The organism is Gracilibacillus alcaliphilus (genome assembly GCF_016909015.1).
In the GTDB taxonomy this organism is placed as follows: domain Bacteria; phylum Bacillota; class Bacilli; order Bacillales; family Amphibacillaceae; genus Gracilibacillus; species Gracilibacillus alcaliphilus.
In genome coordinates, this window is sequence record NZ_JAFBFA010000036.1 from 23,635 (window position 1) to 36,404 (window position 12,770).

General features: G+C 39.8%; 11 protein-coding genes. 2 read left to right on the top strand and 9 right to left on the bottom strand.

Features of this window, described 5'->3' with window-relative positions; genetic code table 11:
* Nucleotides 1-3 precede the first annotated feature (3 nt).
* From JOD18_RS24880 to JOD18_RS19950, 6 genes are all read right to left on the bottom strand, one after another.
* Nucleotides 4-882, bottom strand: a complete 879-nt coding sequence (locus tag JOD18_RS24880) for an AraC family transcriptional regulator (RefSeq protein ID WP_204670880.1) — start codon at nucleotides 880-882, stop codon at nucleotides 4-6.
* 30 nt (nucleotides 883-912) lie between these two features.
* On the bottom strand, nucleotides 913-1,686 hold the full coding sequence (locus JOD18_RS19930; RefSeq protein WP_204670881.1) for a sugar phosphate isomerase/epimerase family protein: 774 nt from the start codon (nucleotides 1,684-1,686) through the stop codon (nucleotides 913-915).
* A gap of 479 nt (nucleotides 1,687-2,165) precedes the next feature.
* Nucleotides 2,166-3,044, bottom strand: a complete 879-nt coding sequence (locus JOD18_RS19935; protein WP_204670882.1) for an AraC family transcriptional regulator — start codon at nucleotides 3,042-3,044, stop codon at nucleotides 2,166-2,168.
* A 465-nt stretch (nucleotides 3,045-3,509) separates the two neighbouring features.
* Nucleotides 3,510-4,583 (bottom strand): Gfo/Idh/MocA family protein, encoded by a 1,074-nt coding sequence (locus JOD18_RS19940; protein WP_204670883.1) that lies wholly within the window; start codon nucleotides 4,581-4,583, stop codon nucleotides 3,510-3,512.
* Complete coding sequence (locus tag JOD18_RS19945; protein WP_204670884.1) at nucleotides 4,580-5,611, bottom strand: Gfo/Idh/MocA family protein; 1,032 nt, start codon at nucleotides 5,609-5,611, stop codon at nucleotides 4,580-4,582. The genes JOD18_RS19940 and JOD18_RS19945 overlap by 4 nt, the downstream gene beginning before the upstream one ends.
* 109 nt (nucleotides 5,612-5,720) lie before the next feature.
* Complete coding sequence (locus JOD18_RS19950; protein WP_204670885.1) at nucleotides 5,721-6,596, bottom strand: AraC family transcriptional regulator; 876 nt, start codon at nucleotides 6,594-6,596, stop codon at nucleotides 5,721-5,723.
* Nucleotides 6,597-7,054: 458 nt separating this feature from the next.
* Between JOD18_RS19950 and JOD18_RS19955 the strand changes: the two genes are divergently transcribed.
* Together JOD18_RS19955 and JOD18_RS19960 are read left to right on the top strand one after the other, a co-directional pair.
* Nucleotides 7,055-8,449: a processed acidic surface protein gene (locus JOD18_RS19955; RefSeq protein ID WP_204670886.1), complete on the top strand. Its 1,395-nt coding sequence runs from the start codon at nucleotides 7,055-7,057 to the stop codon at nucleotides 8,447-8,449.
* A gap of 80 nt (nucleotides 8,450-8,529) precedes the next feature.
* On the top strand, nucleotides 8,530-9,012 hold the full coding sequence (locus JOD18_RS19960) for an NUDIX hydrolase (RefSeq protein ID WP_204670887.1): 483 nt from the start codon (nucleotides 8,530-8,532) through the stop codon (nucleotides 9,010-9,012).
* 57 nt (nucleotides 9,013-9,069) lie between these two features.
* On the opposite strand, the gene JOD18_RS19965 is transcribed toward JOD18_RS19960, so the two are convergent.
* The 3 genes from JOD18_RS19965 to JOD18_RS19975 all read right to left on the bottom strand — a co-directional run bounded on the left by JOD18_RS19965 (nucleotide 9,070) and on the right by JOD18_RS19975 (nucleotide 12,769).
* Entirely contained in the window at nucleotides 9,070-9,855 is a 786-nt protein-coding gene (locus tag JOD18_RS19965; protein ID WP_204670888.1) for an HAD-IIA family hydrolase, read from the bottom strand.
* A gap of 403 nt (nucleotides 9,856-10,258) precedes the next feature.
* Nucleotides 10,259-10,981: a glycerophosphodiester phosphodiesterase family protein gene (locus JOD18_RS19970; RefSeq protein WP_204670889.1), complete on the bottom strand. Its 723-nt coding sequence runs from the start codon at nucleotides 10,979-10,981 to the stop codon at nucleotides 10,259-10,261.
* A gap of 177 nt (nucleotides 10,982-11,158) precedes the next feature.
* Complete coding sequence (locus JOD18_RS19975) at nucleotides 11,159-12,769, bottom strand: extracellular solute-binding protein (RefSeq protein ID WP_204670890.1); 1,611 nt, start codon at nucleotides 12,767-12,769, stop codon at nucleotides 11,159-11,161.
* Nucleotide 12,770: the final 1 nt, after the last annotated feature.

A 12,770-nucleotide genomic window follows, 5' to 3' on the forward strand; every position in this document is an offset into this window, starting at 1 on the left:
AACCTATTTGGATAATTTTAAGTTTCTATATTCGGTTGGACTGACATGAAAATGGTTTCTAAACTTCCTGCTGAAATGGGAAGAACTTTCAAAGCCAGACTCCATGGCAATATCAAGCATCGATTTATTGGGATACATCTCTAACAAGTACTTCGTCCGTACCAACCTTCGATTCATTAAATATTGCATAATCGTCATGCCTGTAGTATCTTTGAAGATTCTCGACATATAATACTTGCTCAGATGAAGATTTTCGGCCATCTCATCTAAGGTAATATTGCGCTGATAATTCTGGTCAATCCAGGCAATCAAGCGGTTGACATGATTGTTCTTCTCGTTATTGGCCATTGGAATCTGGATGAACTCCTTGTTGCTAATCTCATAGATGATAAATAATAACTCCAGTAAGTGATTGGCAATCTGGCCCTCTAAGAGTCGTTTTTCCAGATCTGATGCAGTTAAATCTGCCAGATATACCTTCTTTAAATGCAATGTCTTGAAAATGGTAATCATTTGATCAAGTGACTTCTGATCAATCCCCCGATATAAGAAATTGGTTAACTTCTCAAACGGATCTAAGAGCATCGGTACGTTTAACTGCTTAATAATCGGATGAATCCACTCTGCCGAGAATTCTACTACCGTACGGATATAAGGCACACCCCGCTGCGGATGCGGACCATGCAGAGAAGAACCATTCATAATAATGAGGTCATTCCTCTCCAATTCAATCACATGGTCATCAATTAAATATTTACAGTCTCCTTCATGGAAAAAATAAATTTCATAGTGTGAATGTGAATGGGTATAAAAATTATGAGTATAGAGATCGACAGAAGTGTTTTTATAAAAGACATTAATATTCTCTGCTTGCTCGTTCACAGCACTTCTCCCCTTTTTCTAATGATTTCATCATCGCTCCATCCCATTAAAAATGGTATCTAAAAACCGCTTCACTTGGAAAGCTTCCACTTCAAACTGCTGCCATTCGCATTCCACCGAGATTCGCCAGGTATATTCAGCTTTATCTAACTGCTGTTTGAACTCCTGATACGGATAAGTCCCTGTACCAGGGGCATGTCTCCCGCTGTCAGCCACATGAATATGCCGAAGCCGCGGAGCAGCCTCTGTTATATGTGTCAGTGACTCCTTTTCCTTTTGCATATGATAGAAATCGGCCAGTACCTGAATAGCTGGGCTATCTACTTGTTCTGCTACCGTAACCGCCTCCAAAACAGTATTGATTAGATTACTTTCCTCTCGATTTAAAGGCTCAATTACAATGGTCAACCCTAGTGGCTCCGCATAACCAGCTACACGTTTTAAAAAGGCAATGATTTGCTGTTCCGCTGCTTGTTTAGAGAAACCCTCTGGAAACGAGCGGGCTCCTCCGCTGCCAAAAACAATGGTATCGGCACCTATCGCTTTGACACGTGGCAGCATTTCTTTTAGATAACGATCTATTTGCTGGTCATCTACATTTAATCCGGTTAGTTTCAATGTACTTGGCAAAAAGATATTGCATACTTCAATTGGTAAAGGACTTGACCGATATTTTGCTATGATTTGATTCACTTCTTCTTCACTGTCCCCTAGAAGGGATGTCACCGGAACCTCTAAAAAATCAAACCCTGCTTCGCGTAATCGTGCTGCTTCTTCTATACTTGCGCAACAACCAATTTTCATCTTATTCCCCCTTACCTCATATGTTACCTGTAACAATTCTTAAACTTGTGAGCAATACAAATCAAAAATGTAATCGCTTTATCGAATCTGTAATACTGCTATTTTAACAACAGTTATTGGTTCCCTCTCGCACCTCCTTGCTTTGGATTTGACTGAAATTGCTGTGATGTACGATTATTTGCTCAGACTTATGCTTGTTGCACCTCCTGCCTATAGCTTTTGCAGTTTACTATGATTGCACTGGTTTTTATCAGTAAGTATTGGAATTTGGCTCATTTTGTAAAATACTCACTTATTTTCAATTTAACCCAGCCTCGACATAAATCTTATGATACTGATGACAAAATTACTATCTGTGTTCAAAACCAAAAGAAGAACTGAAGTTTAATGACCGCCAAAAAGCTATGGTACAACAACACGTTTTTCCCCACAAAAAAAACTGTCTTAGAAATATTTCTTCCAAGACAGTTCTCTTTCACTTATTTAGATAACTTTAAACTTCGATACTCGGTCGGGCTGATATGATAATGATCCTTAAACTTTCTGCTGAAATGGGAAGGGCTCTCAAACCCTGACTCCATAGCAATATCAACCATTGATTTATCAGGATACATTTCCAGCAAATACTTCGTGCGCACTAACCTTCGATTTATTAAATACTGCATAATTGTCTTGCCCGTAATATCCTTAAAAATTCTAGACATATAATACTTGCTAAGATGCAAATTGTCTGCCATCTCATCTAAGGTAATATTACGCTGATAATTCTGATCAATCCATGTAATCAAACGATTAACATGGTTATTCTTTTCATTATTGGCGAGCGGGATTTTGATTAGCTCCTTATTACTAATCTCATAAATCATAAATAATAATGCGACAAAATGATTAATAATCTGTCCCTCTAACAGGTCCTTCTCTAAATCAGACAGGGTTAAATCAGCCAGATACATCTTTTTCAAATGTAACGCCTCCAAAGCAGCGTTTATTTTATCCAATGTTTGCTGATCTACCCCTCGGTATAAGGAATTGGTCAACTTCTCAAAAGGATCTAAAAGCATCGGAACTTTTAACTGCTTGATAATTGGCCGGATCCATTCTGCTGAGAATTCTACCACACTGCGGATATAAGGCGTCTCTTTCTGCAAATATGGGCCATGTAAGGATGTTCCATTCATAATAATTAGATCATTATTCTCCAGCCTAATCACATCATCATCAATCAAGTATTTACAGTTCCCTTTATGAAAATAATAGATTTCATAATGCGAATGGGAATGCGTGTGCAAATGCTGAGTACCGTGATCAATAGAAGTATTTTTATAAAAGACATTAATATTATTTATATAATGATTCATAGCTTGATCCCCTCCTTCCACTGGATGGAATAATTGGCAGTGCAATCTGCCAATATCTATAACTGTCGTTTAATCCTGCTCATACCAGAAGCCAAATTATCCACCACTATGAATTCTCCTTGCCTTTCCCCTTCTATCCATTGATCATTGATCAAGATTTGCCGATGATCCATCGCCAGCTTAGGGATATATAATTTAGCCGAGAATCTCTATACCTATAGACAATATCATATTACTGATTAACGATAAAGTGTGATTGTTCTTAGCAAAGCTGATGAATGCTTGCTGGAGCCAGCGTAATATTATACTGGCCACTCAAGATCATTTACCGGTCACTCGCTACTTCTTTATGGCCACTCACTTCTGTTGTATTACGGCAAGTCGCGGTTCAGTGCCTGCTCGCTCATGTTTACGACATAAAAACCCCTAGAAGCCTCTGCCTGCTTCTAGGGTTTCGTTCTTCTACTACTCTACTTTTACTGCTTTATCTTGGGCAATCAGGCATAGCTCTGCTGCTTTAAAGGTATGGTCTTGTGTCATCGCATTCTCTGTACGGTGGATACAGTCTTTGATCAACTCACCGAAGAATGGAAAACCAACTTTTCCCTGTAAGTTGAAATGCTGCTCTCCATTTTCATTCACTAGATACAGCTGGTTGCCGCCCTTATCTGTAGCAAGGTCGACATATTTACGGATTTCGATAAAACCTTCTGTTCCTGTAATAAAGGTTCTGCCATCTCCCCATGTACTCAATCCATCTGGCGTAAACCAATCAACCCGGAAGAATTGTGTTGCACCGTTTGCTCCCACCAACGTGGCATCACCGTAATCCTCCAATTCCGGATAATCTGGGTTGTTATAGTTAGCCACCTTACTATGAGCTACTTCCGCTTCGGCATTTCCTGTAAAAAATAGAAATTGTTCAATTTGATGACTGCCAATATCGGCCAAAATCCCGCCATATTTCTCTTTTTCAAAAAACCAATCCGGCCTGCCTGGGGCATTCAAGCGGTGCGGGCCGAATCCTGTCACCTGCAAAACACGTCCGATCGCACCTTGTTCTATTAATTGGCCTGCGAACACAGCACTTTCTACATGCAATCTCTCACTGTAATATACCATATACTTCTGACCAGTTTCTGCCACTACCTTCTTTGTTTCTTCTAATTGCTCCAGTGTAGTGAACGGCGTCTTATCCGTAAAATAGTCTTTCCCTGCCTTCATTACACGATTTCCCAGTGCACTGCGTTTAGAAGGAATCGCTGCAGCTGCTACTAACTGGACTTCTTGATCATTAAGGATCTCTTCCAGTGAACTTGCTTGTTTAGCTTGTGGAAAGGCCTCTAAAAAGGCATCCACTTTCGCCTGATCTGGGTCATACACCCATTTCAATGTTGCGCCTGCTTCTACTAACCCATTACATTGTCCATAAATATGTCCATGATCCAAGGCCGCTGCCGCAAAGATAAATTCTCCTTCTTTTACCACTGGATTTGGTTTACCTTTTGGTGCGTAATTCATACCATCTTGTTTACTCATTTTTCAACACTCTCCTTTTGAAATTGGTTATTAAATGGGATTGTTTGTTTTGTTCGTGATGATTCATAGATTCGATCAATCATTTCCATTGATACTTCTGCCTCTTTGGCATGAATATAATGATCACCATTTTCTAATAACTGTTGATAGAAGTTGGTAATTAATTTAGCATGACTAGCCCCATAATAGAATTTGGAACCGGGCAGCTTTTGATCCTCTATGACCTTTTCCTTCTTATTCCCCTCTTGAGCAATGGTTAAGATACTATCTTTAATGGTGAGCTTAGCTTTCTCCAATGTAACCTGAAATTCCACCGAAGAATTTTGGGCATTGGCATTGGTAGCAAAGAACAGTCCCGTCGCCCCGTTTTGGAATTGAATATAGGCACTGGCTGTATCTTCAATATCATAACCGTTATCTAACAATTGATCGACAGAACCGCGGATAGCCTTGATTTCCCCGCCAATAAACTGCAGTAAATCCAGTGTATGAATGGATTGATTAATCATCACACCACCGCCAGCCGTTGCCATCGCACTGCGCCAAGGTTTGATTTCATAGTAAGCCTTTGGGCGATGCCATGTAACTAAGCCCTTTAACCCTGTTATCTTGCCATATGCTCCACTCTGGACCATCGCTCGTAGCTCTTGCACGGTTTCATTGAGACGGTTTTGCAAGCTGACGCAAATTTTTACGTCTGGGTGGTTTTCCTCCAATTCTACAATGGCTCTGCTATCTGCCAAATTATCGGCCAGTGGTTTTTCTAATAAAACATGGACCCCCTGCTCTACTGCTGCCTTAACTGCTGGATAATGCAAATGATGCGGCAGACAGATATGAACACAATCGAGGTCTTCCTCTTCCAGCATCATCTGGTAATCCTGATAAAATGGAACCCCTTTTACTGCTTCACGCAACCCCTCATCTATATCGCAAGCGGCAGTCAATTCTGCCTGTTCATACCCCTTAATAACTGGCAGATGTATCTTAGATATATCACCAAGCCCTATAATTCCAATTCGCAGCATATACGCTAACCCCTTTCTACTATAGTAAGGATTTCTTATTTCTCATAAAAAGTAATAATTTCTGCAATGAAGTTTCACTTATCAGGACGTGTTTAAGGTAAAAATCTCCTCATTTCGGCTTATGACGATCCATAAGGTGATAAATCGCAAGCCGCTCCTGACGATATTGTCTGGCTGTCATACCTACACTGTTCTTGAAAAAGCGACTAAAGTGGGAGGCGCTTTCAAAACCGCATGCATCAGCGATTTGCTGGATCGGTTTGGCCGCCTCTGCTTCTAGTAAGTATTTGACTTGCTGCAGTCTTACTGCCATTACATACTCCATAACGGTATAACCTGTCATTTCTTTAAATACATGTGATACATAAAACTTACTGACATTTAAGGCATCGGCAATGATTTGAATCGATAACTTCTGATGGAAATGTTTCTGGATAAAGGTTGCGATATTCTCGGCGTGTTGTGCCTTCTCGTATTTATCGACAGCCTTTTTATGTGATTCTTGTTTCCCCAGCCGATTGACCACCAGCAATATCTGTGCAATTAACAGTTTGAGTTCCCATTCCTTTTCATAGACAGACATGGACTCGTTTGCATACACCTTTGCCATGGCTTGAAACAAGGATTCCACTCGTTGAATCATCTCCGTCTGATTGGATCGAAACAGGCAATGATGCAATTGACTAAACACATCTAATAAAGACTCAGCACCTATCGTCTTTAACAAAGGGCGGATCATATCTGGTGAAAAGTGGATATGACTTCTAATATAGGAACTGTCACTTGGCACATTTGGCTTATGTAAGGCTAAACCATCCATTAACAGAATATCTCCTGGCTGCAAATCATAAATTTGATTATGGATGAGATATCGGCACGTCCCTTCATGGAAAAAATATATTTCATACTCCTGATGTGAATGTGCCTTCGCCTCTCCTAGATGGCCCTGCAATCGATAACTTATTAATAAGAGCTTCTTCTGCATGCCTCTCACCTGCATTCTTCCAAAATAGAATATGGCTCCCATCTTCTATCTAGGATAGAGATTCTAAACTTTCTCTAATACCATTATTTTATGGTATATGTTTAGATAATAACATGGCTAATATTGTTCTATTTTACGGTTTATTTGCCTGAGAGTGTTCTTTGAAAAAGGAAGAAAAACATGTAAATGTATTCTGGATATTTTCACATCGCCACTAGGTGAAAAGGAATACCTTTTTTCTATATTTTGTAGATTTCGCTAAAAAAAGATTGCCAACTTCCTAGTTCAATTATATAATCTTCTCATTGGGCTTGTTATTTTATCACGTGTTCTTCCTCCTATTAAACTCCTAGACAGATAAGGCAGAGAGAGAAAAGAACGGATGTTGACACGCTGACAAGTTGCATTTCCAGTCGTGAAAAGATAGAAGCCTCATTTTATTGAAAAGAGGAGAAGAGATGAGAAAAGCGGCAGTTATATTAATAGCATTGATACTATTTATTGCTGTTTTACCGAGTGCGGTCAGTGCTCAGCCAAGCAACGCAGAATTGACAAACTACCTGAACAAGGTAAGCAAGGAAAGAGGTTTTACGGTCACACAAGCAGATCTTGAACGTTCCCTTAACCTCTATGATGCTACACTTGATGAATTTAACATAGAAGACTTGGAATATTTCTTAGGAGATGTCATCCAAGCAGACGGAAGTAATTTGATATCGTTATATCAAGACTATCAGCTGAAAAAAGCAGATGTAGAAACCCTTTTAAAGAAAAATGGGCAAACCATTGATGAATTTATCTTTGTGGATAACCTTTACTTCACTATTGATGATCTTAGAGAGCGTGAGCCAGATTTTGATCAAAAACTGGAGAGTTATCTGGAACAAGTCAGTCAAACTAGAGGGTTCACCGTTACAAATGAGCAGATTGCGTCTTCCCTTTCTTTATATGACGCTTCATTAGATGATTTCAAAACAGTCACAGAGCTGTCTGACTTTTTGAATGAAGTGATCAAGGCGGATTTAAGCAACCTTCCAGATTACTTTGCTATGTCCTTAGAAGATATTTTGCAAATTATGGAGGAAAATAACTTAGATATAAATGATTATATCTTCTTGGATGACCTTGCCAATGATTTAGACGGCTTCATCTATTGGGAAGATGATTTTATTGACTTAGCATTTTTCATGGAACAATATGACTTAACCGAGGAGGAACTGATCCGCTTAGAAGAGCACATCCTGAGTATCCCTGATATTACTAGTGATGAAACCATCGAACGTATCTTGGATTTATCATATCGGTTGATGGATTTTGCAGATTTTGAGACAGTAACCGAACTGGCTCCAGCTCAAGTAGCAGAGTTGCTCTCCATCTACAAAGAATTCATCTCTATTTTTGAATTGAAGACAGAATTCATGCTTGTGCGTGATGGAGCAGAAGAACCTCTCTCACTAGAAGACTTACTTTCTTTAACAGAGCTTGTTAATGCCAGCTTAAAAGTGAACATCTATAATCTACAAGGAGATTTTCTTGCAGATCTTATTATTACTGGAGAAATGGTTGATTCTGATGCCCTTCACGAAACAGGAGGATCATTGAATGAAGTCATATCTCCTATCTCACATACTATTACCTCTGTGGAAAAAGAGGTCATTACTGCTCCAACCGTGATTGAGAGGGAAAAAACAGAAAAAGAAACCCCTGCTATAGAGGCAGCCATCACAGAGACAGAAAATAGATTACCTGATACGGCAACTAATTATGCCAATTACGCCCTTATCGGTCTTATACTTCTGTTGGCAGGCGGAGGCGTACTATTCCTAGCCAGACGACAGAAAGATACTGCGTAAATACACACAACAGAAAGCCTGTTCCATTCCCGGGACTGGCTTTTTGGCTTTGTATATATTATGTAAGGAGAGGATAACAAATGGGGTATATAATGGAATTAAGAAAGTTAGTAGGCACGCGTCCGCTTATCATGGTTGGAGCTTGTGTCATATTAATAAACGATCATAAAGAGATACTGTTGCAACTGCGCCAGGATAATAATTGCTGGGGATTGGCCGGAGGTTCATTAGAGTTAGATGAAAACTTAGAACAAACGGCTAAACGAGAGTTATTCGAAGAAACTGGATTAACTGCAAATCAATTAACATTATTCAATGTCTATTCCGGTGAGGATTTTTACTATAAATATCCTCACGGAGATGAAGTGTATAATGTAATATCTGCCTATCTATGCCGTAATTATACAGGTGTATTAAAAAAGGAAGCAAAGGAAGTTCAAGAATTAAAGTTTTTTAAGCTTAAACAACTCCCTTCAAACATTAATCCGCCTGACTTGCCCATATTACATGATTATATAAGAAATACTGATGAAGCCACACCTCACTTGGATGGACGTAGGTAGTTATAACAAGGATAGATGTGCAGCTATATGTTATCGTTCATCTATCCTTGTTTCCAACTAGTTGTTCCAATTCAAAATATCGCGAACACTTTCCATAACATAGGTAGGTTTTGGATGGGAGGCAGTGAGCATGGAAGGTTTCGTTATTCCGGTTAATACAAGAATCGTGTGTAAGCCGTTATCAATACCCATTTGGATATCTGTTTCCAACCTGTCACCAACGATATAACAATTTTCTGGCGCTAGTCCTAGCACTTCATGAACTACATATTGCGCTGCAAAACGAGACGGTTTGCCAACCACATAATCAATTGGTTGTCCTGTGGCACCTTCTATTGCACCTACAATGGCTCCGCTGTCTGGAACTTGTCCATCCCCTTCTGGACAAGTTCGGTCAGAATTGGTTGCCAGAATTTGAGCCCCATTGGTGTACCAGGCTTGATACGCTTTGTTTAATTTCTCATAATTAAATTGCCGATCCCAGCTGAGCAGCACAAAGTTTGCCTTATGCGGATCTTCTGTAATAGGAATCTTTTCCTGTCTTAATTCATCCAGTAAGGGTTTTTCACCAACGACCAATACCGCCTCCCTATCTCTAAGTCTCTTTCGCAAATAGTGAGCAGCTATACTGCCGGAGCTGATAATTTCATGACATTTTGTCTCTATTCCCATATGAGTTAATTTTTTTACATAATCGCTTCTTGTAGAAATGGGCTTGTTGGTTAAAAAAATAACTTTGTCTCCATTATTCCTTAAATATTGAATAGTTTCCTTAGCCCCTTCAACAGGCCTGTCTCCTACATAAATAGTGCCATCTAAATCAAAAATAAATCCTCTATTCACGTTGAATGTTATCTCCTTCGATTGTGTGCTCAAAAATGCCAAGAAGTTCAGTATGACAAAGCTGACACCACATCATATTGCTGGACTTGTAAACAATCCCTTCTATCTCACTGTCTTATCATCCTCCCAGTAAAAAGACAAATCTCTACAGATAGGATGTTGGTCCAGTTCTGCTACGAAAACAAGCTATTTAAGAGTCATCAACCTGCACCTTTTTTGACCCTCAAATAGCTTTGGCACCTTTCCTCTTCTGTCCTTTCTCTTTACTTCTATCCTGTTGCAATCAGCCCCATCCACTTCAAGGTCTTGCGGGATGTCACAACAGTCTAAGTGGAGGCTAACCCCTGATAAATCTCGCTGTCTATCAGTGTAAGGACGTGCGAACCCCTTCACTGATGGCTATCTAGCCGACTAATTGTTGAAATAAAAGTGGTTTGTTTGTGATTAATCCGTCCACACCTTGCTCCAAGTATTTTCTGCCCAATTCCTTATCGTTAACAGTGTATGGGTAAACCTTCACCTTATGTTTGCGGGCCTTCTCTATCATCTCATCCGTAACATAGAAATAATTTGGATGGATGCTGTAGGTCTTCACTCCGCTATTTTTCAGATAATCAAACACATGCAGCAAATTCATATGAAGGATAAAACCTATCCGAATCGTCTCATCTAATATGGCAACCCTCTTTAAACAATGGTGATCAAATGAAGAGATGAGGATACGATCTTGCATATCATATTTATCAATCAGATCAACCAATACCTTCTCTATACCCGGCTGCATAACTGGACCGTTTTTTATTTCAATATTAATATCTACATCCTTGTCTTTTAACAACTTTAACGTTTCCTCCACTGTTGGAATTTTCTCTCCAACAAATTCTGAATCATACCAAGCCCCAAAATCATATTGCTTCAGTTCTGCCAAACTTGATTGATGGATGGCCGCTGTACCATTACTGGTTCTTTTGATCGTAGGGTCATGGCAAATAACGGGAACCTGATCTTTTGTTAAACGAACATCCAATTCAATTCCGGTTGCCCCAGACTCCACAGCCTTTTGAAAGGCGGCTAATGTATTCTCTGGGGCATACCCAGATGCCCCGCGGTGTGCAATAATCTCCACGAAAATCCTCCTCTAAAGCATTTATTTCACTCCATCATAAGCAAACTTACTCTTTCTAAACTATGTTACAATAAACACCGCTTAGCCACCTTATATCTATAGAGACCCAGCCACAGGCAGGAAATACCCTGGACCAAAATATCAGTTACCTGTTTCCAGCGATGTTACTAGGCCATGCTAGCTTTCTTGATAACGTTCGTGTGCTGCTGCCTCAATTTGCATATATTCTTCTAATCCCATTTGATTGATTTGATCCACAAAATCATCCCATTCACTAAATGGTCTGGATCCATTAATAAATAACTCTTCCTGCTCTGTTACAAATGTCTTCAAATCCCCTCCCGGTCCTTGCATAAACGCCAACTCTTCTTCTGTATAGTTAAAGCCATTCCAAATTTCTTCAGGGACATTTGGTCTTGCCTTCTCTCCTGCTTCAATCGCATTTGGCAGTGATTCAGATCCTTTGAAATATTGTTCCTGCACATATCCTGGGTAACTTCCGCCCATCCATGTGACATACGGAGTTAATGCCTCATCCATTGTTAGTCCATCTGGATTGTTGGTAATCTCTTCGACATATTCGTATCCGCCATCCTCTGTCACTTCATATGTTTCTCCTTCCACTCCCATGAACTGGAATGTCGCACCTTCTTCACTGAAGAAATAATCAATCCATCTTAAGGTTGCTTCTGGATGTTCATTTGCACTGGTAATAGCAAAGGCACCTACATGAATTAATGGCGTCTTTACCTGACTGTATACTTGATCACCATGTGGTCCTTCCAATGCACCTAGTCCGATAAAATCTTGCTGATTCATTACAGTAATTGGGTTAGGAGAGATGTTAGCTCCAAGAATATCTTGGGCACCTTTGGCATTTAGTGTCACATCGTCCATCGTGAAAATCTCTGGATCAATGAGTCCATCTGCATACAGGTCATGAATATATTCCAGCATTTCTTGATATTTTGGTTCAGTTGGCATAAACCTTAACTCATTCGTTTCTGGGTCCACATCCACAAACTTATTACCGACCCCTCTCGTACCGAATCCCCAAGCACCTTTCAACATATCGCGAATCTCACCAATACTAGCGGCACTAAATGGGATCTCGTCATTCTCGCCATTACCATTTAGATCTGTTTCTTGGACAGCTTGTAAATATTCGGTAAATTCATCTATGGTTGTTGGTTCTTCCATGCCTAACTCCTCTAACCATTTCTCATTTACCCATAAAGGTTTTCCAATCAGCATCGGCAGAAAATCTGGATTATAATAAGATGGAATGGAATAGATATGTCCGTCCGGCATGGTCAGCCCTTTTCGTGCATCAGGATGTTGCTCCAGAAAAGCTTGAATATTAGGAGCATACTCTTCAATCAGATCATCCAAAGGAATAAATACTCCTTGCTGACTGTACGATACAATATCTGCGGAAGGGATCCTGGCTGAATAAAAGACATCTGGATATTCCCCGCTTGCTAAGGTCAGATTTCGCTTCTCTGTCAATGTGCTAAATGGTACCTCATCAAAGTTGACATTAATACCTGTTTGTTCAGCGTATGTCTCGAAAACTAATGTTTCTTCATAGTTATCCAAATTGGGCTCGTACTTTCCGGTAAAGAATTCTAATTCAATAGGTTCTTCCACAATCGGAAAACCTTCCTTATTTACATTTTCCCTTGACTCCTCTGACCCTGCTTCCCCGGCTGAATCATCATTCTGACAGGCAGCCAAGATAATTACCCCTATAATAGAAACCAACAGTATAACCAACTTTTTCCTCATT

Coding starts and splice junctions, on each gene's coding strand:
- JOD18_RS19930 (WP_204670881.1), bottom strand. CDS start 1,686: ATGAAAATTGGTTGTTGCGCAAGTATAGAAGAAGCAGCACGATTACGC.
- JOD18_RS19935 (WP_204670882.1), bottom strand. CDS start 3,044: ATGAATCATTATATAAATAATATTAATGTCTTTTATAAAAATACTTCT.
- JOD18_RS19940 (WP_204670883.1), bottom strand. CDS start 4,583: ATGAGTAAACAAGATGGTATGAATTACGCACCAAAAGGTAAACCAAAT.
- JOD18_RS19945 (WP_204670884.1), bottom strand. CDS start 5,611: ATGCTGCGAATTGGAATTATAGGGCTTGGTGATATATCTAAGATACAT.
- JOD18_RS19950 (WP_204670885.1), bottom strand. CDS start 6,596: ATGCAGAAGAAGCTCTTATTAATAAGTTATCGATTGCAGGGCCATCTA.
- JOD18_RS19955 (WP_204670886.1), top strand. CDS start 7,055: ATGAGAAAAGCGGCAGTTATATTAATAGCATTGATACTATTTATTGCT.
- JOD18_RS19960 (WP_204670887.1), top strand. CDS start 8,530: ATGGGGTATATAATGGAATTAAGAAAGTTAGTAGGCACGCGTCCGCTT.
- JOD18_RS19975 (WP_204670890.1), bottom strand. CDS start 12,769: ATGAGGAAAAAGTTGGTTATACTGTTGGTTTCTATTATAGGGGTAATT.